This window comes from Methanobrevibacter sp. (assembly GCF_045636185.1).
In the GTDB taxonomy this organism is placed as follows: domain Archaea; phylum Methanobacteriota; class Methanobacteria; order Methanobacteriales; family Methanobacteriaceae; genus Methanocatella.
Genome location: NZ_JAZTXC010000111.1, coordinates 1 through 23,021, shown reverse-complemented (window position 1 = coordinate 23,021; position 23,021 = coordinate 1). Strand labels below are relative to the sequence as shown.

The following is a 23,021-nucleotide window of genomic DNA, read 5'->3' as shown; positions in this document are numbered from 1 at the left end:
CTTAACTCTTAAAATATGTTGCTTTAACCAACAATATGAATAATAGCATATCTATCAGCCACATTAAATCTGGACTTGATTTGTCAATTTAAAAAAATTGTTATTATGCAACAAAAATCACCAATACTATTAATACTATTTAAACAAAACTATTATTAAATGTTTATATGAAAAATATTTTAGGAGAAATTTTTTATGACAATCATTATAGACCCACAAGGAAGCGGAATATCTGGAAACATGATAATTGGAGCATTGGTTGATTTGGGTGCTGATGAAATAAAATTAAGGGAAGTTATGGAAAAATCAGCCGGCATTATTGGTGAAGTTAATGTGAGTTTTGATAAAGTTAATAAAAATGGAATAAATGCTATGTATTGTCATGTTGAAATGCTTGATAAAAAAAGCCATGTCCTATATAATGAATTAGTCGATGCAATAAATAACTTAAATTTAGATGCAAACATTAAAAAAACATCCCTAAATATATTTAAAAGAATAGCTATTGCCGAGTCAAAAGTCCATGGAAAAAGTTTAGACGAAATACATTTCCATGAAGTTGGTGCAAGCGATGCGGTAGCCGATGTGATTGGTTCCGTATGGGCATACTATTCCCTGAATTTAGATAAAGAAAAGATAATTGGCCTTCCAATATCAGTAGGCGGAGGTCAAGTCAAAACCGCCCATGGAATTCTGCCTGTCCCCGTTCCTGCAGTTTTAGAAATATTGAAAGGAATACCTTTTAAGGGAGGTCCCGTTTCAAGCGAAATTGCAACACCAACAGGGTGTGCAATTTATGCCGAGTTATGCGATGAAATAAAAGAGTTTATTCCATTAATTCAAAGTGATAAATTAGCTTACGGAGCCGGAAGTAAAGATTTTGACCATCCGAATGTTTTAAGAGTTATTCAATCTGAAAACATTAATGAAAATGACCAGATTGATGTTATTGAAACAAACCTTGATCATCTAACCGGTGAAGAAATAGGTTACTTGTTTGATAAATTGCTGGATGCTGGAGTATCAGATGTGTCAATAACACCAATAATAATGAAAAAAAATCGACAGGGCAGCTTGTTGAAAGTTATTTCTAGAAAAGAGAAAAGAGATGAAATAGTTAACTTAATATTTAAAGAAACAGGAAGTTTGGGTATTAGAATAGCACCAAACATCCACAGAGGAATAGCAAAAAGAGAATTCATTAAAAAAAGTTTTAAAATAGAAAATAAAGAATATGAAGTTACTTTCAAAATAGGTTATGTTAATGGGAAGATAATTTCCAATAGGCCAGAATATGAAGATTTAAAAAGAATTGCTCTAGATACCGGCCTTAGCCTAAGGGAAGTAAGGGAGATGATAAGATGAAAAAAGCAATAGCAGTATTATCCGGAGGACTTGACTGTACTGTAGCGGCAAGCGTGTATGCAAAGGATTATGATATTCATGCCATAACATTTAATTATGGGCAAAAAGCATTTAAACAAGAACTAAAAGCGTCCAAAAAGATTTGTGAAAAGATGGGCTTTACACATTCTGTGATAGATTTAGATTGGCTGGCAGAAATTAGTACCTCAAGTTTAAATACAAAAGAAGATATTCCCGAAGTTGAATTTGATGATTTGGATGATATGGGAAAATCTACAGAAAGTGCAAGTAGCGTATGGGTTCCTGCCAGAAATACTGTCTTTACATCCATAGCAGCATCATTTGCAGAAAGTATTGGTGCAGAAATAATAATCGTCGGATGGGACAAGGAAGAGGCCAATACCTTCCCAGACAATTCAAAAGAATATTTAAAAAGTTTTAATGAATTGTTCAAAGTAGGTTCACCAATAAATATCGAAATAAAGGCACCCGCTATAGATTTGAATAAAGATGAAATTGTTAAATTAGGTTTTGAAGTTAATGCACCAATGGAACTAAGTTACTCTTGCTATAAAGGTACAGAAAGACATTGTGGCGTCTGTGAAAGCTGCATGAGAAGAAAAAGAGGATTTAAAAAAGCAGGAATTAAAGATTTGACAAAATATGAAAAATAATCTGTTACTAGAAAATTCTAGTAATTAGTGGAAAATACTTATTTTAATTAAAAAATAAAAAAAAGAAGTGTAATTAGAAATTACACTTAAATAGCTGTCCAACCACCATCTACACAAACTAATTGACCAGTACAGAAGCTTGAAGCATCGGATGCAAAGTAAATTGCAAGACCGTCAAGTTCACCAGGTTCACCGAGTCTTTGCATTGGACAATATGCTGCAATTAAATCCATGAATCCTTCCATTTCAATACTTTCGGTAGTTAATTCAGTAGCAAATACTGCAGGTCCGATTGCGTTAACGGTAATATTATATTTAGCCCATTCAACAGCTAAGTTTTTGGTTAAATTCATTACTCCACCTTTTGCTGATGAGTATGCAGAAATTCCTCCACCAGGGAAGATTACACGAGAGTGGATTGAACCAATGTTAATGATTTTACCATAATTTTGTTCAATCATTACTTTTCCCACTTCAGCACAAGTGTAGTAAACACCACTTAAATCGATTTTGATGTGTCTATCCCATTCTTCAGCGCTTTGATCAACAACAGGTTTGTTGTTACCCATACCAGCAGCAGTTACAAGGATATCGATTCTTCCAAAATGATCCACTACTTTTTTAACAGATTCAGCGATGTTTTCAGGGTCACCGACATCTGTTACAGCATACATTACTTCTACCCCATATTCGTCTTCCAATGTTTTTTTGTTTTCAATAAGTCTTTCTTCTCTTCTTGCAAATAATGCTAATTTAGCTCCTTGACTAGCATATGCTTGAGCAATTTGCCAACCAAGACCGGAAGATGCTCCAGTAACGAGAGCGACTTTGTCTTTAATGTCAAAGTAGTTTTTCATCTTTTTGTCTCCTAATAATAATTCAAAGTTACATGAAACTTTGATAATATTAGTTATAAAAAAAGTAATATTTATACATACCCAAATTATTTTGAAAAAAACATATATTTGGAAACAATAATAAAAAATATTTAAAAAAAAGTAAAAATAGGTTATCTATTTGATAACCATTAAAATATCTCCGGCACTTACTGCGTCACCAGGTTCTACGAAGATTTCTTCAACAGTACCGTCAATTTCAGACTGAATATCGTTTTCCATCTTCATAGCTTCAATTACTGCAATGGTTGAACCGACAGATACTTTATCTCCGACATTAACATTTAATTTAATTACCATACCTTGCATTGAAGAGAGTACACCGCCTTCAACTGGAGTGAATGGTCCTTTTTCTGTATCTTCAACTTCCATGAATCCAGTTGGCATGATTTTAACTTCAAATACATCACCATCAACTTCAACATTATATTGTGTTGGAATTCCGATTTCAGAATCCTCGATTGGATGACTAGCAAGATCTTCTTCAACAGCTTCACCTTTAAGGAATTTAGGAGCTATTGGTGGGTATAAAGCATAAGTCAATGCATCTTCATCAGATTTTACAAACCCTTCTTTCATACCTTCAGATTTGAATTTATCAAATTCAGGCTCCAATAAATCTGCAGGTCTGCAAGTAATTACCTCTTCATCACCAATGATTCTTTTAGAAATTTCAGCATCAACAGGTGCTGGAGGTTTACCGTAATTACCTTTCATATACTCTTTAACTTCATTAGATACTGTTTTGTACCTTTCTCCACCTAAAACATTCATTACAGCCTGAATACCAACAATTTGACTTGTCGGAGTTACAAGTGGAGGATAACCCATGTCTTTTCTTACACGAGGCATTTCATCAAGAACATCATCATATCTATCTAATGCATTTTGCTCTTTAAGCTGAGAAACAAGGTTTGAAAGCATTCCACCAGGAATTTGATATAATAAAACGTCAGCATCAATACTTTCCGCAATTGGATCTAAAATAGAAGCATATTTATCTTTAATATCATCAAAGTATTCTTTAATATGTGACAATTGTTTTAAATCCAAATCTGTATCATATTCAGTTCCTTGTAATGCTGCCACAATACTTTCAGTCGGAGGTTGTGATGTTCCCCAAGATAATGGTGAGATTGCTGTATCTAAAATATCAACACCCGCTTGACAAGCAGCATAATAACTGATTGGAGTCATACCGCTAGTACAGTGACAATGCAAATCCACAAGCAAATCTGTTTCTTCTTTTAATTTTGATACTAAATCATAAGCAGCAGTTGGTGTGATTAAACCTGCCATATCCTTAATAGCTACAGAATCACAATCAAGTGCTTCAAGTTCTTTAGCTAATTCAACAAAATCATCTAATGTGTGAACAGGACTTATTGTATAACTTATAGTACCTTGTACATGAGCACCTTGGGCTTTTGCTACTTTAATTGCTTTTTCCATATTTCTTATATCATTTAAAGCATCGAAAACTCTAAAAATGTCTACACCATTCTCATAAGATTTTTCAACGAATTTAGTTACGACATCATCAGGATAATGTTTATATCCCACTAAATTCTGTCCTCTTAAGAGCATTTGAATAGGAGTATTGTTAAATTCAGATTTTAAATTTCTTAATCTTTCCCAAGGATCTTCATTTAAATATCTGATACAAGTATCGAAAGTTGCTCCACCCCATGCTTCTACAGAGAAATAACCAACTTTATCCATTTCTTCTGCAATAGGAATCATGTCCCTTGTTCTTATCCTTGTTGCAAGCAAAGATTGGTGGGCATCACGAAGTGCAGTTTCAGTAATTCTTACTTTTGCCATCTAATAAACACCTCTTTTAAATTTTTGAAAAAATTTTATAAATTTCATACCTTATGTATTAATATATATCATTACTTATATTAATAAATTTGTGAAATTTTCACAACACTCATTTAAAAAAATAGTAAAAAATGCTTATTTTATAATTTTCAAAAGATTAAAATAATTCAATCTGAAATATTAAAAAAAAGAAATTGAAAAATTATCTTTCCAAATCGCCGGAAATGAATTTTTCAACATTATCATATGCTTCATCGTCAGTATATTGGATTGGAGGATGTTTCATAGTGTATGAAGAAATAGAAGTTAATTGTCCACCAATACCTCTTTCCAAACCGATTTTACAACATCTTACTGCATCAATGACACATCCAGCAGAGTTTGGTGAATCTTCAACACTTAATCTGAGTTCAATGTTCATTGGAACATCCCCAAAAGTACGTCCTTCCATCCTGAGGAAGCATAATTTATTATCATTTTGCCATGGGACATAATCACTAGGTCCAATATGAATATCTCTATCATCCATTCTTTCTTTAAGAACTGATTGGACAGCTTCAGTTTTTGATTCTTTTTTAGAGTCTAATCTGTCCCTGTTAAGCATATTAAGAAAATCAGTATTACCACCAGTATTAATTTGATAGGTCTTATCTAATTTAACACCCCTATCCATAAATAAACTAGCTAGTGTTCTATGAGTAATGGTAGCACCAATTTGAGCTTTAATATCATCGCCAACAATTGGAATTCCTTTTTCTTTGAATTTAGCATCCCATTCATCATCACTTACAATAAATACAGGCATACAATTTACATAAGCAACACCTGCATCAAGTGCACATTGTGCATAATATCTGGCGGCATCTTCTGATCCAACAGGCAAGTAATTTACAAGTATTTCAGCACCGCTTTCTTTTAAAACTTCTACAACATCAACAGGTTCTTCATCACTGACAACAAATGTAAATTCCTCATCATAGTTAGACATGTGATCTGCAACACCATCTAAAACATGACCCATACTTACTTTTGCATCATATTTTGGAATATCCTCTTGGAAAACAGTAGTACAGTTTGGTTTGGCAAATATAGCCTCATCAATTGTTTTACCAACTTTTCTCTTATCAACATCAAAAGCCGCTACAACTTCAATATCACTTGGTTTATAGCCACCAATATCCCAATGCATTAATCCGATTGCATCTTCAGGATTTTTCCCATCGTAATAATGAATTCCTTGAATAAGGGAACTTGCACAGTTACCCATTCCCACTATCGCTATTTTAATTTTTTCCAAATTTAACACCAGCTAAAATGTAATAATATAAATTAAATAAATAATATACTAATATATGTATTACTCTACATAGTTTATATAATTATTGTTTAAGTATATAATTAATAAGTAAATAATCATAGGCGGAAAAAAGATGAATCCATATATTGAAATATTAAGACCAGGGAATGTGATGATGGCGATGATAGCAATCATACTTGTGGCTATTGTATCCCATACAATTTCCATACCAATAATACTTGCAATTTTAGCAGTGTTATTTGAAATCAGTGCCGGAAATGTGATTAATGATTATTTTGATTATAAAATCGATTTAATCAATAAACCAGAAAGGCCAATACCTTCAGGCAGAATTCAACTTAAAACTGCTAGAAACTATGCTTACGGATTATTTTTAGGTGGAACAATATGTGGTTTTCTAATTAGTTATCTAACCAAGAACTGGGTTCCATTTCTAATAGTATTAATTTCAGACATAATTCTTTATATTTATGCATACAAATTAAAATCAACACCATTAATCGGAAATTTAACTGTTGGATTCATGACCGGCTTATGCTTTGTATTTGGAGGATTTGCTATTGGAACTCCAGAAATGATATATACTTCAGCATTTTTAGGCTTTTTTGCATTTGTAATGACAACTGCACGTGAAATAACAAAAGATATTGAGGATATTGAAGGAGATAAAGCTGAAGGTGCAAAAACATTCCCTATTCTTTATGGTAAAAAATTATCTGCAATAATAACGTTTATTTTAATTATCATAGATTGTATTTTATGCCCGTCATTATACTTCCAAAACATATTTAATATATTTTACTTAGCCATAATTGCTATTGCAGTAATAATATTTGTTTATTCGGCAATTTTAATTATCAGAAATCAGGACGTGAAAACTGCTTCCAAAGTTTCAAAATATTTAAAAATCGGGATGTTGATTGCATTTGTTTCATTTGCAATCGGATCATTTTAAGTGATTTAAATGGAATTCAATATAAAAGACAAAAAGGAACTGCTATTGCTTACCATAATAAGCACTGTGCTCGTAGTATATTACATTATTTTTAATACCAAATTAGGAATCTATTGTTCTGACGTTTATGTTTATTTATTAAATGCATTATACTACTCAGGAACCAATATTCATTCAAATAAATCAATTTATCTTTCTCCCATTGTCTGTTTTTTAACGTCCCTCATATTCGATTTAGGTTATGTTGACAAAGTAGCAATTTTTATAGTAACTGGAATATTGGCAATAATTGGAAATATAGGACTTTATTTGCTTTTGAGATTTAGATTTGATAAACTGTTAAGTTTAACTGGAGCAATCATATATGCCACTCTTGCACTTAATTTAGCTTGGCTTGCAAACGGCAGTTTAGATATTCCTGCAGTAACTTTTACGATTTGGCTTGTATACTTTGTAATTTTAGCAATGAAGAAAAATCCAAAATATTATATTGTCGTCTTTCCACTATTTGTTATTGGATTTTTCACAAGATACACAGTCGGTTTAGTATTGCCTCCATTATTACTATATTATTTTTATGAAAATTCATTTAAGATAAATCGTGAAGAGATAAAATTCATTTTAATAGGTGTTGCTTTTGCAATCATATTATTTGCAATAATTACCACGACAATTACGACAATGGGCGATGGGAATTTAGTTTTTGATGGATTGCTTAGTAGTGGAGTAGGGGGAAATCTCGGATCAACCTATGATAATTCCTATAATCCTGATTTTGGATATTATCTTGCAAATATGGGAAATTTTATTTCATCCTCAAATACTACATTTGTCGCTAAGACACCTGCACTGAATAATCCAACACCCCTTGCAGGATTAGTATTTTTAATTCTAATAGTGGGTGCAGCATTATGGGTTAAAAGAAATAAGTTTGAGTTTACAAAAACAGAAATTACAGGAATAATAATATGTTTAATTGCATTAATCACGTTTTCATGGTTCACTTCAACAATTACAATAATAATGACCATGATTGGACTATTTTTGATTGGAAAAGACAGCAAATATAAAATGGGATTCTTTATGCTGGCCTGGATTTTGGCATATTTAACATTCCAATCATATTACATCGTAAAGGTCAATAGGTATATCATTCCGATTTTTCCCCCATTAGTATACTTTATAATGGTTGCTGTTGATGAAATCAATGCTAAAATTAATAGAAAAAACATATTGCCAATAATTTTAATTGTACTCTTTTTAATTCAAGGATTTGCATTTGTACATACATTTGAAGAAACAAATGAATTCAATGCACCTGAAAAAATGACTAATTACATTAAAGAAAATGTTGATAACTGGGAAAATATTCAAATTGGAAATTATAATATTCGTCCATATTACTGGTATTTAGGTAGAAATTCCCCAGGAATAGAAAGCAGTAACCCTCAAAAAATCCTGGACAGCAATGTTACTTATTATATATCGAATATTAAGCAAAAGAACTTAACAAATTATACTGAAGTGACACAGATTGAAAATCTGCACTTATACCGGAAAAATACATGAAAGAAAAATTTACACAATTTTAAATTTTTCCAATTTTTTATAATAATTAAATATAAACAACAAATGAATATATTTAATAATAAAAACTAATCATATCTAATAATATAAAGGTAAATTTAAGAGGATATTATGAAAGTTGTATGTTGTAAGAACTGTGGTGCTAAATACCAACTCGATGATAATGACGATATTTCATCATTTGAGTGTTCTTCATGTGCAGGAGACTTAGAACTTTTAGAAAATTATTCTAATAGTGAATCACAAAGTCATAGACTATTTAATTCAATAAAATATGATAATTCACAAATTGTACAATGCGAAGATTGTGGATTAAAATATAAAATCAAATCAAACGACAATATACTAGACTATGAATGTGATAGCTGTGGAGGTTCTTTAAGATATCTTGATTCAGAAATGAATAAAGAATTAGATAAATATATTGATGAGAGGAAAAAAGAACTTGCTGAACTTAGAATAAATCAAAAAAATGTGCCTGAAGGAGAACAACCAGTTGAAAACGACCGCTCCATAAAATCCATTACTGATAAACTTGAAACTTTCTTTTCAGAGGACGGAATGCAAAAAGTTGCAGAAGAAGAACTTGAACAAGAAAGATTGGAAATTGAAAAGACACCAAAAACTGCTAGGACATCAATTCCAGAACCAGTTTTGTCTAAATTCAGTAAAGAATTTTCAGTTCCAAGATCCAATGATTATGATATATTAAAAAGTTTCCTTAAAGATGAATTCTTAAAAGGAATGGATGTATATTATCAATACATACCTGAAGATGAACCTTCAGGAAGATTCGGAAACCTGATGGAAAAATTTGCAATTGCTGAACCGGGTGATGGAATCATAGCAACTGAAAGATTAGCTAATGATGGTCCTGATTTTGATATGAAAAACTTAACAAAAGACCAGTATATCATCATAGCAGGTGTTGTTATATTTATTATAAGTATTGTGGAAGTTATATTAGTTAATAGTGGAATAGGACTTGCGGCCTTATTAATAGCAATCGTCATTATAGCTTTTGGATTATATAGAACTAAAGATACTCAGGAAACTACTATCAGAACAAGAATCATCAGAGAACACTTGTTAACATTGCCTGAAGAGTATTACGTATTCTATAATGTTAAAACTCCAACTTCACCTGTTGGAATTAACCATGTTGTAGTTGGACCTACAGGAATCTATGCGCTTCTTTCCCAAAAGTACAATCCAAAAAGCAGATTAAATTCTGAAAATGAAAATATTGAATTAATTAAATCTGCTGATCAAGATGAAGAAAAATTTGAGATTGCGCAAGTAGGAAATCAAAGACGCTTTAGATACACAACAAAACAAGCTAAATTTTCACAGGATAATGCAATTAAACAAAAAGCATTAGCTTTAGGTGAAGATTTAATTAATTTCCTTAATGAAAATAATATTAAAAATTGTTTTGTAGAACCGTTAGTAGGTTTTATTAATAATGAAGTAGTTGTTATAAATATGCCTTTAACTGATGAAGACTTATTTATCGAAGAATTATTAAATACAATTCAAAATACTACTGTTAAATTAAATTCTGAAACCATAGATAAATGTGCAGTATTGCTTAACAAATATTCTGCAGATTGTTCTTCAGAATTTTAATTTATTTTCTTTTTTTTAATTTAGAATATTTTAAATATAGGACATAAAAAATGTTTAATTTAAAAGAAAAATTTGAATTTTTAGAAGACGGGACGGATATTCCTTTCTATAATGGTATTCCAAAGTTGTCCAAAATAGAGTGGTTCATTCTACTTGCCGCAGTTATTTTAATGGCAATTAATATTACAACAAAAATTCTGCCGTTAATAGATAATTTGTTTCCAATAATATTTTGTTTATTGGGTGTAGTTCCTGCGTTGTATGTTTGTAAAGGAAATTATAGTATATTCTTTAAAATACCTAGATTAAAGGATGTAAAACTTATTATAGGTTGTGTTATTGCAAATTATTTATACACCATAATAATAGCAATCTTACTTCTTGCGCTAGGGGTTGACTTGGCAAGCCATAGCAGTAGTTCTTCAGCGCCAACATTAGCCAGTTATACATTCCAAGCTATACAGTTGTGGGGTGAAGAGTTCTTTAAGATATTTCTTTTACTGCTCATCATGTTTGGCGTGTATAAATACACAAATAATCGTAAGCTATCTTTAATTTCAGGCATTCTTGTAACTTTAATCGTTTTCGGTTTACTTCATTATAATGCTTATGGTGGAAAAATAATACAAATATTATTAATTCAAGGTTTTGGATCAATATTTGAATTATATGCTTATTTACAAACTAAAAATGTAGTGGTGTCATATCTCATTCATTTAATAGTAGATTCAATACCTGATATAATTAATGTATTGAATTTGGGATAAACACTTTAGCCCAGTATAATCTCCCCATATACAAAAAAAATATTGTTCAAAATAAAAAAAAAAAGTTTTAAAAAGAAAATCCAATGCTGATTTTCCTCTTAAAAAAAAAGATGATATTAATGTTAAATTAATATTCATTCTTTGTTAATTTTTTCCAAACAGAAATCCCATTTATGTTTGGCATATCCTTCAACAGAAGATATGTTATTTGCTTCTTCAAATAATTTATTTGCTTCAGCATAATCTTTCAACTGGAAATAAACTAAAGCTTTGCCCAAAATAGCTTCATAATATTTATCATCAATGTTTAAGATACTATCATAAACTTTGAGTGAATAATCCAAATCACCATTTAAACGGGATGCCTTTGCAATATATTCCCTAGCTTCAAGATTTTCTTCATTTAAAGCTAAGCTATCGAGTAACACATCAATAGCTTCATCATACCTTCCCAAGTTAATTAAAGCTCTTCCTTTCAAATAATAAGCTTCCCAATTTCTCTCATCAACAAGTAATGCTTTATTACAGAGATATATTACTCTTTGATTATCGCCAGCATTTTCTAATTTTCTGCGGGCTCTAGCAACATAAAAAGCATCTTGGTTCAATGCCCTTTTAGAATTTATAGAGAAATCATCCAATATATCATCAATATCAACATCTTTCATAAATTCTACAGCATTATCCTTTAATTGGTCAATATCTTCTAAAAATTGGTTAAAAGTAGATTCCATGAAATCATTAGGGTTTTGAGTATTTTTAAAAACTTCACCACATTCAGGACAAATTTCTTCATTGCCCTCTAATTTACAACCACATTCATAACAAAATTTCACATAAAACACCAATTAATAATTTAGCATGAATGTTAATAAAGTTATCCTTTAACTTATCATGTTAAAATCAATCAAGGTATCTTTGGCAATATCAACTAAAGCGGTTTTACCCACAATTTCATCAATTTCAGCAGGAGATATTCCAATACCTGGCCTCTTAAATGTTAATACGCCTAACGTGATAACATCACCTTTTTTAATATCTTTTTTAGCAACAACGGATTTTCTTGCATTACGTTTTGCTGAAGATTCAGATATCAGAGGCTGTTTGTTTTTCATCCCCTTAATCTGAGATAAAAAACCAATATGCATTTTGAATGTCATGACATCTTCAACATCCATTGAATGACAATGATCATTGCCCGGAAGAGATTTATCTAATGTGAAATGTTTTTCTATAATGTCTGCACCAAAATTATATGCCGTCGTTAAAACAAACATATTAGGATCAGATTTTGTATGATCTGAATAACCGATTTCATACTCCGGAAAGTTTTGAGCCAAATCCTTAATCATTGCCAAATTTGCATCCCTATATTCAGTAGGATAAGCCAATACAGAATGCATTATCGCAATGTCAACTGTTGACACTTCTTCAATAGCTCTGACCGACTTTTTAACTTCATTTAATGTGGCAGCGCCAGTTAATAATAACATAGGTTTGCCTTTTTTTGCAATATATTGAATAAATGGAATATTCGTTAAGTCAGATGATGCAATGGAATAAATATCCATAAATTCATCCAAATAATCTGCAGATTCAAAATCTAGCGGAGTTGATAAAAATTTTAACTTCAATTCATTGCAGTACTCATACAATTCAAAAAATTCATCGCGACCAAATTCATCATATTTTTTAAATAAATCAAACTGTTCCGGAAATTTGCTGGATATGATGTTTTCAGTTTTATAAGATTCAAATTTTACTGCATCAACACCGGCCCTTTTGGCTTCTAAAATCATTAATTTAGCAGCATCCATAATGGACATTTCTTCTTTTTGAGCAATATCATAATAATTAACACCAATATCTGCTATTAAAAATGGTTTTTTATAAAAAATGTTCATAATAACACCTAATGCCTTTGTTCAAAATCTGATGCCCAATATTTCTGCTCAACAACAGACCATATATTTTCAAAACCATGCTTCAAGTCAACACGTTTCATTAAATTACTCATATTCTGCCTTAACTCAAAATCCTGCCAAACCAATTTGAACTGATTGGTAATCTCCTCATTTGATAATGTGTCTGCAAGACCCATATTTATAAATCCATTTTCAGGTGATCCGAAATCATGAGTTTGTTCACGGCCATTCTGACAAATACAAATACAAGGAGTTCCAACAGAACAAATTTCATACATCTTTCGACCAGCAGAGGAAAATACAATATCTGCCCGCAACATAAAGTCACTAATATTTTTTATATTATTATAAATTTGAACATTATTGTAGGATTCATATTTTTGAATCAGCTTATCTTTATGCTGATAATTAAACGGAATGATAACATCAATTCTGCCAGCATAACCACTATCAAGAACAGATTCAAGTACCCTTTCAGTCAGATTATTTGTATCGTTTCTTCCAAATGCAATCAATACATCATTAACATCAGGGCCTACAATTTTTCTAGGTTGGAAATAGAATTCATCCCTTAATAAATAATATTGATATCCGCTGTAAATGTTTCCAAAACCACCATCATGTTCACACAGTGCATCAAATACCACATCTGCATCTTCTGAACCGACACCAATATCCTCAAAGTTAATTACAAAAAATCCCATTTCTTTTAGATGGGAAACATATTCCTTGGTAGTATCAAATATGTCATTGACAACAATTTTTGGATTAAATTCCTCCAATAACTTGAATAACTCATCTTCACCATCATATACTTTAAATGGAAAATTAAAACTCTTAACTATATCAATACCGAGTTGATGATTTTCATCAAGGAAAAATAAAACATTATCACTTAATAATTTAGAAGCTAAAGAAATAGACCTCTGAATCGGGCCAACGCCCATATCGTTATTAGCCGTGACAATCATGGCAATTTTTTTCCTATTAATATAACGTTCAGCAACCCACCAGTCCTCATAAGAAACAATATTAATACTTTCTTCCTGAGAAATTTCAATCAAATCAATATTATTTCCTAAACGAGAATTAGGAGTCATAAAAGCCCTTCTTGTTGCAAATATTCCTCCTGTTTCAATATATTCATTAGGAAGATATTTTGAAGGAAGCCTTTCTGAATATAATGGAAAATAACGATTTTCTGATTCGTTATATCCCCAACTCAAATGTTTATTTGACATGACAGAAATGACAGTATCAATACTAAAATCTGCGAATTTTTCAATAGCCTTATCAAGAGTTTCTGTTTTCAAAAGAGGGGATGTTGTTTGTATTGTAATTACAATATCATACTCATCAAATGCTATTTTTTCCTTTTGTACAGTTGCATCATAAACAACAGGGTCAACTGGAATTAGATCCCCGGCCAAATCTGGAGAACGCCTTACAACACTTGCCCCAAATTTTTCAGCTATTGAAGCAGTTTCTGAATCCTCTGTGGATACTACAACATCATCAACATATTGAGAAGATTTAGCGATGTCAATTGCATAAGAAATTAATGGTTTATCAGCGAGTAAACGGATATTCTTGCGAAGAATTCTTTTTGAACCACCTCTCGCAGGAATTACTACTAAAATTTTATTGTTATCAAACATGATTATCACTAAATATAATAAAAAAATTTAATTAATATCTATAATTAATATTAATATATTATAATTTAAATCTTTGGTGTAATCATGAAAAATATGTCAAAAGAACTATTAGATAGAATTAACAAGTTAGCAACACCCGTTAAAATAATGCATGTATGTGGTTCACACGAACATACAATTATGGAAAACGGTATTAGAAGCCTTTTGCCCGACGAAGTGGAAATTGTTGCAGGTCCAGGCTGTCCGGTATGTGTTGTTCCATCCCGTGAGATAGATGAATGTCTGGAATTAGTTGAAAAAGGAGTTACAATAACAACCTTTGGAGACATGTTAAGAGTTCCTGGTTCAAATGGATCACTTGCAGATGCTAAAGCTGAAGGTGGAGATGTTAGAATTGTTTATGGAATTAATAAAGCTATCGAAATTGCTGAAAAAGAAGATAATGATGTTGTATTCATGGCAGCAGGTTTTGAAACGACTGCACCTACAACAGCAGCAGAAATATTATCTACACCTCCTGAAAACTTTTCCGTTTTGTCCTGTCACAGACTGATACCTCCAGCAATTGATTTCTTAATCAATTCGGGCCAAACAAGCTTAAATGCATTAATTCAACCCGGACATGTTTGTACAATAATTGGAACCAAACCTTTCGAATATTTCTCTACGGATTTTGGTATTCCTCAGGCTGTTGCGGGATTTAATCCTTTAGATATTCTAATGTCCGTTTATATGATTTTAAGACAGATTCACAATGATACACCAAAAATAGATAATGAATATGCAAGAGCAGTGAAGGAAGAAGGAAACGAGATTGCAACAAGAATGATTGGCGAAGTCTTTGATGTCGCAAGCAGAGAATGGAGAGGATTTCCAAAAATACCTAATTCCGTTTTAGAGATAAAAGATGAATTTTCAGAATTTAATGCACGTGAAAAATACGACATCGAAGTTAAGGACGTTAAAGAAGCACCGAAAGGATGTATATGTGGACCGATATTAAGAGGCCTTAAACGACCTGAAGATTGTACATTATTTAGAAAAGAATGTAATCCGCTTCACCCTATCGGAGCATGTATGGTAAGTAAAGAAGGAACTTGTAACATTGCACACAGATATTCAAGGAGATAAATTATGAAAATAGAAGCAATAGCTGTCGATATTGACGGAACAATAACTGATGAAAAAAGAAAAATATGCATTTCCGCTATTGAATCCTTAAGAGCAGCTGAAGAAAAAGGAATTCCAACAATTATTGTAACTGGAAATGTAGTCAATTACGCATATGCTGCCGAAGTTTTAATTGGTTGTAGTGGAGGACTTGTGGCAGAAAACGGTGGGATGATTTTCAAAGAGGGTTATAATAACAATGCCGTTGAAATTTTAGTAAACAGAGAATATATTGAAAAAGCCGAATCTCATCTTAAAGAAAAATTAGGAGATGACTACTCAAAACATGCCTCACATGACAATAATTACCGTGCAACTGAAATAGTATTTTACAAAACAATTGAAAGGGAAATTATTGAGGATATACTTAAAGATTACGAACATATTGATGAATTAGAACTATACGATAGTGGTTTTGCTTACCATGTTACTGATAAAAGAGTAAATAAGGGAACATCATTGAGAAGGCTATGCGAACAAAACGGCATCAATATGGAAAATGTGATGGCTATTGGAGATAGTGAAAATGATGAAGATTTCTTAAGAGAAGCAGGAGTAAAAGTAGCTGTAGGAAATGCGGATGACTCTTTAAAGGCCATCAGTACATATGTTTGTGAAAATAACTTTGGTGATGGCGTGGCTGAAGCTATTGAAAAATTTGCATTATGAGGATAATAGTATGATATATGAAATAGCAGATGAATGTGTTAGGGAAGTTGAAAAATATACAGACCAGTGGGAAATTTATATAGATAATAGTGAACTTATTGAAGTCGAAACAAAACTGGATGTTTTAAATTTTGCAAAGAAAGAGATTGAAAAAGGTGTGGGAATCCGTGTAATAAAAGACGATAAAATTGGATTTGCATACACCTCAGATTTAGATAAAATTTCACAAACTGCACAAAAAGCCCTGGAAAATGCTAAATTAAATAAAGTTGATAAAAATTATGAATTCGCAAGCGTTGAAAAGGTTAGTGATGTCAAAGGAACATATGATAAAAAATTTGATGATTTGAGTTTGGATGAATGCTGCGAATTTTTAGAGAATATTATAGGACGCTCAAAGGAAAATAATTGTGATATAACATCTGCAGGCTTTTCAGCAGCAAAAAGCGAAGACCTGATATTAAACTCAAATGGAGTCTCCATTTCTGATAAAAACACTGGATTCAGTGGAGGATTATCCATTACTATTGAAAAAGATGGACAAATTGCAACAGCTTATGATTATAACTCTACAAGGGAACTCGACTTGGAATATGAGAAATTAACTGATGACGTGTGCAAATTAGCTAAAGACTCATTAAATTCAAAAGCTATTGAAACAAAAGAGTGTGATGTTGTTCTTGATTATTATGCTGCATCAGGACTGCTTTCAACATTTATTCAAGGATTTATTGGTGAAAATGTCTTAAGAGGAAGATCCATTCTTCACGACAAAATTGACACTGAAATTACCAGTACCAATCTTTCAATTATTGATAATCCGTTACTTGAAGGTGCTATGGGAACTGTGAAATCAGATGGTGAAGGAACTGCATCTAAAAAAACTACATTAGTTGAAAATGGAGTTTTAAAATCATTTTTATATGATATTTACACTGCAAATAAAGCAGGATGCGAAAGCACTTCAAATGGTTACAGGGCATCCTACTTATCAACACCAGGAACATCCCCATCCAATCTTGAATTTAGATTTGAAAATGAAATAGGATTAGATGAAATTGACTCAGGAATATTGACAACAAGTGTTTTAGGAGCACATACTGCAAATCCAATTTCCGGAGACTTTTCTGTAGAAGCAAGTAATGCATTTACAATTGAAAACGGAGAAATCACAGACGGTGTTAAAAAAGCTATGATTTCTGGAAATATCTTCGAATTGATGAAAAAATGTGATGGCCTTAAATCTGAAATAAAACAAAAAGGATCATTTATTATTCCTAAAATCATTGTTCATGACCTAAAAGTTATTGGATTATAAAGATAATATGAATTCAAAATTGAAAGAGCGTTTAAATATTAATCCTGAAGATGCAACTAAAGAGGATAATGATGCATTAATTGAAGAAATCAAAAATGCAAAATTAATAATGCCTATTGAAGTAACATCTAATGTTAAAGATTTCCAATTTAACCCTGCAAAAATTACAGATGATGATGGACAAATGTTTATTCCATTATTTAGTGATGATTCACAAGTTTATGGACATCTTACTGCAATAGAAATTTACACTAAAGAATTGGCTGAAATGATTGGAAACAATCCTGAAAATATCTGTGGTGTGGTTATAAATCCATTTAGCAAATATGGTGTTACTTTGCCAATGGATTCATTTCTAAGAATATTTGAATAAAGATTAAATTTTTTTTAACTGATTCCTGTATCTTTCCAATGCATTGTCAGTGTAATCAGTCATGATGTGTTTTGATGTTAAATCTTTAGTTTCATCAAATAACTTTTCTTTTGAAGATATTGCATTTTCGATATCTTTATCCAATTGATTTAATCTGTTTTCAAAAGAATTTTCTGATTTCATGATTTTTACATTAGTTGACCTAGATAATCTTTCCATTTCTTTATCTACATCAAATTTTTTTTCTTTTTCTTCTTTTTTAGCCATATCATATCACCTACATTTCAATAATAGGTAATTGAATTTCTGTAATAAATTCTTCATCATTATCACAATTATGGAAACCTTTAATGAAAACTTCTTTCGGTGAACCAATGATATCATAATTATTTGCTTGGGAAATATCGACCAATTCAGCATAACTGTCTAAAATATTGTCTGTTGGTCCTTCATGGATTCCACACAACATCTTATGTTCAACCATATCGACTACACGAATCATATCAGTATCAACAGCATCATCATCGTCAACAACAATACCCACATCATAAACAGCATCACCATCATTTACTTCATGCCTTGGTGAATAATAGACTACAAATGGTTCACCTACAGTATTTATTTCTTCTGCATCAACCCAATCAGCTAATTTGGAAGTTAAAAGACCTAAATCAGTGATTGGACCTTTATAATTAATAACCGCTAATTTTTGATCAGGAATAACTTTTATTTCATGTTCCATAATTTCACCTTATAATAATAATTTAAATTTAATTGAATAAATAAACTTCTACTTCTTCACCCTCATCTAACAATTCAACTGATTTTTCAACTTTTACATAACCATCAGCACTGGATAAGGAAAAAATTGCTCCTGAATCTTTGAATATAGGATGTACATCGCTGCCGTCAACCTTTACAAGCTGATACTGCATACGTCCAACAGGAGAGTGAATTCTTCTTGTCATGACTCCTTTTATAGTTTTTTGTTCAAATTCTTTTTCAATTCCTGCTACTTTAGATAACGGGGAAGCAACAAATGCATTAAATATCATTAATGCAGACACAGGATTGCCTGGAAGACCAATGACCAATTTTTCATTGATGACACCGACAATTGTTGGTTTTCCTGGCTGAACAGATATTCCATGAATATGAACTTCACCCAATTCATCCAGAACATGCTTTATTACATCTCCAAGACCTGCTGATGTACCTCCAGAGCATAATAAAACATCAACATCCTCCAATGCTTCTTGAATTTTATCTTTAACTTGGTCGTAATTGTCTCGAACAACTCCTAAAAATTTTGCATCAGCACCACAGGAAACAGCATCATTTTTAATCATGTTTCCATTAACATCATATATTTTACCAAAAGGCAAATCCTGCCCTTGCATTGTAATCTCATTTCCGGAAGATATGATTCCAACTGTTGGTTTTTTAAAGACTTCAATTGTTTTAAAGCCCTGTGACAATAAAACTCCAATTTTTCCCGGAGTTAAAATATCTCCTTTTTCAAGGATTAATTTACCCTCTTCAATGTCTGAACCTTTTTTGGCAACATCCTGAGAAGGAGTAGCAGTTGTGAGTAAATTAACCTTATCATCAAATTTTTCTGAGTATTCAACCATTACAACAGCATTAGCACCTTCAGGCATTGCGGCTCCAGTACTGATTTCAACACATTTACCTTTTTCAACTTTCTTATCTGTAATGGAACCTGCTTCCAGAAAATCAATAATTTCTAATGTATTAGGTGATTCTTCACTAGCCCCATAGCTGTCCTCTGATAAAATTGCAAAACCATCCTTCAATGCTTTATCAAATGGAGGAAAATCCATTCTACTATAAACATCATTGAATAATACTCTTCCATAAGCATCTTCACAGTTAATTTCTTCACTTTGAGCAGTACAGTACTTTTCAAATAAATCTTGAATGATATCCTGTGCTTCATCGCACTCTTTTATTTTTAAAAATTCGGTACCCATTAAAACACCTTTCTAATAAAATCCAATAAATTAATATATAGTATATTGATAAATATATAAATAATTTATATAATTATGATTTATATTTTAAGTTTGGAGGAGAGTATTTGTCTAAAGCTAATAACAATAACCAACAAGAGTACAGGAGAGTTAGAACTCCTAAAAAAGGAGAAATTCCTGGAGTAGTCGAACAAATTATGGGACATGGAAAATTAAAAGTTAGATGTGCAGATGGACACATTAGAATGACTAGAATTCCTGGAAAAATGAAAAAACGTATTTGGATTCGTGAAGGTGACGTTATCCTTGTAAAACCCTGGGATTTCCAATCCGATGAAAAAGGAGATGTAATCTGGAGATACACCAAAACCGAATCTAACTGGCTTGAAAGAAAAGGTTACTTAAAAATGTAACCACACCATTTACCTTTTTTACTGATTTTAATGGATTCAAAAGTAGCAAAAGCCGATGCCAAGCATGAAAAAATTCATTCCGAAAAAAGAAAGAAAGACAGTTCCGATAGAAAAACAGGGAATGAAATTTTTGATAAAATTACTTTAGAAACACTGTACAAATTAGCCAATCAAGGTTATATTGACATCTTAAATGGAGCTATAAGTACGGGAAAAGAGGCTAATGTACTTATGGGGATTACTGATGATGAAAAATTTGTAGCCGTTAAGATTTATAGAATTGCTACATCTGATTTTAAAAAAATGGATTATTACCTTAAAGGAGATCCAAGATTTAACGTTAAAACCAAAAATAAACGCAAAATCATTTATTCCTGGGTGACAAAGGAATTTAAAAACTTAACTAGACTGTATGATGCTGGAGTAACTGTTCCAAAACCGATTACCAGTGCAAATAATGTATTATTAATCGAATTTATTGGCGATGAAAATGGAAATCCCGCACAGCCTGTTAAAAATAAACCACCGGAAAATCCCGATGAATTTTTCAATAAATTACTGGTTGAATTGAAAAAATTTGTTAATGATGCTAAACTATCACATGGGGATTTATCCAATTACAATATATTAAATAAAGATGAAACTCCTGTAATCATTGATGTTTCTCAGTCCGTGGTTCTGGACAACCCAATATCAAAAGAATTGCTTGAAAGAGATATAAACACCCTTGTTCGTGAATACACTAAATTAGGTGTGAAAACTAGTTTTGAAGAAGTTTGGGAATATGTTGACCCTAAATTTTAATTAACTGTTGGAATCATGAGTATTAAGACTGGAAATTGATATTTCATAAGATATGATTTTATACATTAACTGACTTTTTCAAACATTAATAGCATCTTTGAATTATCCAATACCCCCCCCCCATTATATATATTCATGAAAAAAATGGACTGTTGAGTGAATTAAAAATAATTCTCTTTTCCCTTAATATTGTTAAATTGAAACTCTTGAATTTGAGATACACCATTATGACAATCTCCATCAAAAGTTATGAAATCTAAAAGAAAATTTTTTCTTAAATTAAAATCGTGAGCATCAAGAACAATCTCATCATCAAGAGAATGAACTTTTAGGGAATTTAATTTCCTTTTCAAATCCAAGTATTTTAACCTAACATCTGTTAACACTACATTTTGCTACCATTGATTTCTTTTTTAATAAATAAAAAGTATCATGCATTTTATAATCTTGAAAATACCAATCCCGTAACACTTCTGAAATTCTTTAAGGAATTCAGGTTTTAGAGTATACAGGGAAGGTAACTTAATTTATAAAGTTAAACTAATGAAATTCTACAAAAGACTACTTGTCAATAGCTTAAAATCTTACTTTGCAAATGCTCTCTCTAATCTTTTATATACCTTATAAACCTACTTATTATTATATCAACTTTAGATACCTGGAGCTTATAATATGAATAATGAGATTGTAAAAACATTATTATATACCAGTGAAGACGGAGCAGTGGTCATAGATGTAATTATTGATTCTGAAAATGACACAATGTGGACCACACAAAAAACGATGGCAGAATTGTTCGGTAAAAATATCAAAACCATAAGTAAACATTTAACCAATATTTTTGAGTCTGGAGAGCTGGTAAAATCAGAAGTAACCTTCAATCCGAACGATTCCACTAATAGTGGAAACGTTATTATAAACCCTGATGCGAAAACACAGCCAATATTATACAACCTGGATGCCATAATCTCAGTAGGCTATCGCGTAAACAGTAAACAGGCAACACACTTTCGAAGATGGGCAACAGGAGTGCTTAGAGAGTATATTGTAAAAGGTTTTGCACTTGATGATGAGTTATTGAAAAAAGGCACAAGATTCGGGAAAGATTACTTCGACCATTTGCTTTCAAGAATCCGTGAAATAAGAGCTTCAGAGAGAAGATTCAACCAGAAAATCACTGACCTTTATGCAACAAGTGCCGACTACAATCTGGATAGCGATGAAACAAAAGACTTCTTTGCCACAGTGCAGAACATGCTGCTTTTTGCCATAACCGGCCAGACTGCCGCTGAAATCATAAAATCCCGCAGCGACAAAACCAAAGTTAACATGGGACTTACAACATGGGAAGATGCTCCTCATGGAAAAATCCTTCAGGCAGACGTGGTAATTTCAAAAAACTACTTAAACGAAATGGAACTGGATTCACTGAATACGCTGGTTGACGGTTTTTTAACATTGGCAGAGACAAGGGCAAATTCCCAAAAACCAACATTCATGAAAGACTGGAAAATCTTGCTTTACGGATATCTTGAATTAAGCCAATTGCCACTGCTGGAAGGAAAAGGCAAAGTTTCAGCTGTTGAAGCTAAAGCTCATGCGATTAACGAGTATAAAGAATTCAGAATAGATCAGGATAGAAATTATGAATCTGATTTTGATAACCTAATAAAATCCATTAA

Annotated in this window: 23 protein-coding genes; 13 read left to right on the top strand and 10 right to left on the bottom strand. The window is 31.7% G+C overall.

Going from position 1 to position 23,021, the window contains the following annotated elements:
* The first annotated feature begins 195 nt into the window (after nt 1–195).
* The gene (gene larC / locus ACKI3Q_RS06410) at nt 196–1,365 is read left to right on the top strand and encodes a nickel pincer cofactor biosynthesis protein LarC (RefSeq protein WP_407415393.1); all 1,170 of its coding nucleotides are present in this window, start codon (nt 196–198) and stop codon (nt 1,363–1,365) included.
* Entirely contained in the window at nt 1,362–2,039 is a 678-nt protein-coding gene (gene queC, locus ACKI3Q_RS06405; RefSeq protein ID WP_407415391.1) for a 7-cyano-7-deazaguanine synthase QueC, read from the top strand. The genes larC and queC overlap by 4 nt, the downstream gene beginning before the upstream one ends.
* Nucleotides 2,040–2,125: 86 nt before the next feature.
* Here the strand turns inward: queC and ACKI3Q_RS06400 are convergent, their stop codons facing one another.
* The 3 genes from ACKI3Q_RS06400 to ACKI3Q_RS06390 form a co-directional block, all read right to left on the bottom strand.
* The gene (locus tag ACKI3Q_RS06400; protein WP_296807620.1) at nt 2,126–2,896 is read right to left on the bottom strand and encodes an SDR family NAD(P)-dependent oxidoreductase; all 771 of its coding nucleotides are present in this window, start codon (nt 2,894–2,896) and stop codon (nt 2,126–2,128) included.
* A 156-nt stretch (nt 2,897–3,052) separates the two neighbouring features.
* Entirely contained in the window at nt 3,053–4,759 is a 1,707-nt protein-coding gene (gene oadA / locus ACKI3Q_RS06395) for a sodium-extruding oxaloacetate decarboxylase subunit alpha (protein ID WP_407415389.1), read from the bottom strand.
* Nucleotides 4,760–4,961: 202 nt separating this feature from the next.
* The gene (locus tag ACKI3Q_RS06390) at nt 4,962–6,056 is read right to left on the bottom strand and encodes an inositol-3-phosphate synthase (RefSeq protein ID WP_407415387.1); all 1,095 of its coding nucleotides are present in this window, start codon (nt 6,054–6,056) and stop codon (nt 4,962–4,964) included.
* A gap of 133 nt (nt 6,057–6,189) precedes the next feature.
* On the opposite strand from ACKI3Q_RS06390, the gene ACKI3Q_RS06385 reads away from it, so the two are divergent.
* From ACKI3Q_RS06385 to ACKI3Q_RS06370, 4 genes are all read left to right on the top strand, one after another.
* Nucleotides 6,190–7,032 (top strand): UbiA family prenyltransferase, encoded by an 843-nt coding sequence (locus tag ACKI3Q_RS06385; protein ID WP_407415385.1) that lies wholly within the window; start codon nt 6,190–6,192, stop codon nt 7,030–7,032.
* Between the two features lie 9 nt (nt 7,033–7,041).
* Complete coding sequence (locus ACKI3Q_RS06380; RefSeq protein WP_407415383.1) at nt 7,042–8,601, top strand: glycosyltransferase family 39 protein; 1,560 nt, start codon at nt 7,042–7,044, stop codon at nt 8,599–8,601.
* A 129-nt stretch (nt 8,602–8,730) separates the two neighbouring features.
* The gene (locus tag ACKI3Q_RS06375) at nt 8,731–10,248 is read left to right on the top strand and encodes an NERD domain-containing protein (RefSeq protein ID WP_407415381.1); all 1,518 of its coding nucleotides are present in this window, start codon (nt 8,731–8,733) and stop codon (nt 10,246–10,248) included.
* Nucleotides 10,249–10,298: 50 nt separating this feature from the next.
* Complete coding sequence (locus tag ACKI3Q_RS06370; protein WP_407415379.1) at nt 10,299–11,015, top strand: type II CAAX prenyl endopeptidase Rce1 family protein; 717 nt, start codon at nt 10,299–10,301, stop codon at nt 11,013–11,015.
* 134 nt (nt 11,016–11,149) lie between these two features.
* Here the strand turns inward: ACKI3Q_RS06370 and ACKI3Q_RS06365 are convergent, their stop codons facing one another.
* The 3 genes from ACKI3Q_RS06365 to ACKI3Q_RS06355 are packed head-to-tail and all read right to left on the bottom strand — an operon-like array spanning nt 11,150 to nt 14,598.
* Nucleotides 11,150–11,851, bottom strand: coding sequence for a tetratricopeptide repeat protein (locus ACKI3Q_RS06365; protein WP_407415377.1), 702 nt, complete (start codon nt 11,849–11,851; stop codon nt 11,150–11,152).
* 48 nt (nt 11,852–11,899) lie between these two features.
* Nucleotides 11,900–12,919, bottom strand: a complete 1,020-nt coding sequence (locus ACKI3Q_RS06360; RefSeq protein WP_407415375.1) for an N-acetylneuraminate synthase family protein — start codon at nt 12,917–12,919, stop codon at nt 11,900–11,902.
* Nucleotides 12,920–12,927: 8 nt separating this feature from the next.
* Nucleotides 12,928–14,598: a cytidylyltransferase domain-containing protein gene (locus ACKI3Q_RS06355; protein WP_407415373.1), complete on the bottom strand. Its 1,671-nt coding sequence runs from the start codon at nt 14,596–14,598 to the stop codon at nt 12,928–12,930.
* Nucleotides 14,599–14,682: 84 nt separating this feature from the next.
* On the opposite strand from ACKI3Q_RS06355, the gene hypD reads away from it, so the two are divergent.
* Genes hypD through ACKI3Q_RS06335 form a run of 4 tightly spaced genes read left to right on the top strand, consistent with a single transcriptional unit; the run spans nt 14,683 to nt 18,128 of the window.
* Nucleotides 14,683–15,729, top strand: a complete 1,047-nt coding sequence (gene hypD, locus ACKI3Q_RS06350) for a hydrogenase formation protein HypD (RefSeq protein WP_407415371.1) — start codon at nt 14,683–14,685, stop codon at nt 15,727–15,729.
* A 3-nt stretch (nt 15,730–15,732) separates the two neighbouring features.
* On the top strand, nt 15,733–16,437 hold the full coding sequence (locus tag ACKI3Q_RS06345; protein WP_407415369.1) for a phosphoglycolate phosphatase: 705 nt from the start codon (nt 15,733–15,735) through the stop codon (nt 16,435–16,437).
* Nucleotides 16,438–16,447: 10 nt separating this feature from the next.
* Complete coding sequence (locus tag ACKI3Q_RS06340) at nt 16,448–17,755, top strand: TldD/PmbA family protein (RefSeq protein ID WP_407415367.1); 1,308 nt, start codon at nt 16,448–16,450, stop codon at nt 17,753–17,755.
* 7 nt (nt 17,756–17,762) lie between these two features.
* The gene (locus ACKI3Q_RS06335) at nt 17,763–18,128 is read left to right on the top strand and encodes an SseB family protein (protein WP_407415365.1); all 366 of its coding nucleotides are present in this window, start codon (nt 17,763–17,765) and stop codon (nt 18,126–18,128) included.
* A gap of 3 nt (nt 18,129–18,131) precedes the next feature.
* Here the strand turns inward: ACKI3Q_RS06335 and ACKI3Q_RS06330 are convergent, their stop codons facing one another.
* The 3 genes from ACKI3Q_RS06330 to glp are packed head-to-tail and all read right to left on the bottom strand — an operon-like array spanning nt 18,132 to nt 20,122.
* Nucleotides 18,132–18,395, bottom strand: coding sequence for a hypothetical protein (locus ACKI3Q_RS06330; RefSeq protein WP_407415363.1), 264 nt, complete (start codon nt 18,393–18,395; stop codon nt 18,132–18,134).
* 10 nt (nt 18,396–18,405) lie between these two features.
* Nucleotides 18,406–18,870, bottom strand: coding sequence for a GyrI-like domain-containing protein (locus ACKI3Q_RS06325; protein WP_407415361.1), 465 nt, complete (start codon nt 18,868–18,870; stop codon nt 18,406–18,408).
* A 28-nt stretch (nt 18,871–18,898) separates the two neighbouring features.
* A complete protein-coding gene (gene glp, locus ACKI3Q_RS06320; RefSeq protein WP_407415359.1) occupies nt 18,899–20,122 on the bottom strand; it encodes a gephyrin-like molybdotransferase Glp in 1,224 nt (407 codons plus the stop codon).
* Nucleotides 20,123–20,229: 107 nt separating this feature from the next.
* Between glp and eif1A the strand changes: the two genes are divergently transcribed.
* The gene (gene eif1A, locus ACKI3Q_RS06315) at nt 20,230–20,535 is read left to right on the top strand and encodes a translation initiation factor eIF-1A (RefSeq protein ID WP_296794631.1); all 306 of its coding nucleotides are present in this window, start codon (nt 20,230–20,232) and stop codon (nt 20,533–20,535) included.
* Between the two features lie 30 nt (nt 20,536–20,565).
* Nucleotides 20,566–21,339: a serine protein kinase RIO gene (locus ACKI3Q_RS06310; RefSeq protein WP_407415357.1), complete on the top strand. Its 774-nt coding sequence runs from the start codon at nt 20,566–20,568 to the stop codon at nt 21,337–21,339.
* Between the two features lie 161 nt (nt 21,340–21,500).
* Here the strand turns inward: ACKI3Q_RS06310 and ACKI3Q_RS06305 are convergent, their stop codons facing one another.
* Complete coding sequence (locus tag ACKI3Q_RS06305; protein ID WP_407415355.1) at nt 21,501–21,698, bottom strand: hypothetical protein; 198 nt, start codon at nt 21,696–21,698, stop codon at nt 21,501–21,503.
* 313 nt (nt 21,699–22,011) lie between these two features.
* Between ACKI3Q_RS06305 and rhuM the strand changes: the two genes are divergently transcribed.
* A partial coding sequence (rhuM, locus tag ACKI3Q_RS06300; protein WP_407415353.1) for a RhuM family protein occupies nt 22,012–23,021 on the top strand: 1,010 nt, incomplete at its 3' end.

Bases quoted from the DNA above. Each gene is read 5' to 3' on its own strand.
- ACKI3Q_RS06380 (WP_407415383.1), top strand. From the start codon at position 7,042: ATGGAATTCAATATAAAAGACAAAAAGGAACTGCTATTGCTTACCATA.
- ACKI3Q_RS06370 (WP_407415379.1), top strand. From the start codon at position 10,299: ATGTTTAATTTAAAAGAAAAATTTGAATTTTTAGAAGACGGGACGGAT.
- ACKI3Q_RS06360 (WP_407415375.1), bottom strand. From the start codon at position 12,919: ATGAACATTTTTTATAAAAAACCATTTTTAATAGCAGATATTGGTGTT.
- ACKI3Q_RS06400 (WP_296807620.1), bottom strand. From the start codon at position 2,896: ATGAAAAACTACTTTGACATTAAAGACAAAGTCGCTCTCGTTACTGGA.
- larC (WP_407415393.1), top strand. From the start codon at position 196: ATGACAATCATTATAGACCCACAAGGAAGCGGAATATCTGGAAACATG.
- hypD (WP_407415371.1), top strand. From the start codon at position 14,683: ATGAAAAATATGTCAAAAGAACTATTAGATAGAATTAACAAGTTAGCA.
- ACKI3Q_RS06345 (WP_407415369.1), top strand. From the start codon at position 15,733: ATGAAAATAGAAGCAATAGCTGTCGATATTGACGGAACAATAACTGAT.
- queC (WP_407415391.1), top strand. From the start codon at position 1,362: ATGAAAAAAGCAATAGCAGTATTATCCGGAGGACTTGACTGTACTGTA.
- ACKI3Q_RS06335 (WP_407415365.1), top strand. From the start codon at position 17,763: ATGAATTCAAAATTGAAAGAGCGTTTAAATATTAATCCTGAAGATGCA.
- ACKI3Q_RS06340 (WP_407415367.1), top strand. From the start codon at position 16,448: ATGATATATGAAATAGCAGATGAATGTGTTAGGGAAGTTGAAAAATAT.
- ACKI3Q_RS06325 (WP_407415361.1), bottom strand. From the start codon at position 18,870: ATGGAACATGAAATAAAAGTTATTCCTGATCAAAAATTAGCGGTTATT.
- ACKI3Q_RS06385 (WP_407415385.1), top strand. From the start codon at position 6,190: ATGAATCCATATATTGAAATATTAAGACCAGGGAATGTGATGATGGCG.
- ACKI3Q_RS06330 (WP_407415363.1), bottom strand. From the start codon at position 18,395: ATGGCTAAAAAAGAAGAAAAAGAAAAAAAATTTGATGTAGATAAAGAA.
- ACKI3Q_RS06375 (WP_407415381.1), top strand. From the start codon at position 8,731: ATGAAAGTTGTATGTTGTAAGAACTGTGGTGCTAAATACCAACTCGAT.
- oadA (WP_407415389.1), bottom strand. From the start codon at position 4,759: ATGGCAAAAGTAAGAATTACTGAAACTGCACTTCGTGATGCCCACCAA.
- glp (WP_407415359.1), bottom strand. From the start codon at position 20,122: ATGGGTACCGAATTTTTAAAAATAAAAGAGTGCGATGAAGCACAGGAT.
- ACKI3Q_RS06310 (WP_407415357.1), top strand. From the start codon at position 20,566: ATGGATTCAAAAGTAGCAAAAGCCGATGCCAAGCATGAAAAAATTCAT.
- ACKI3Q_RS06355 (WP_407415373.1), bottom strand. From the start codon at position 14,598: ATGTTTGATAACAATAAAATTTTAGTAGTAATTCCTGCGAGAGGTGGT.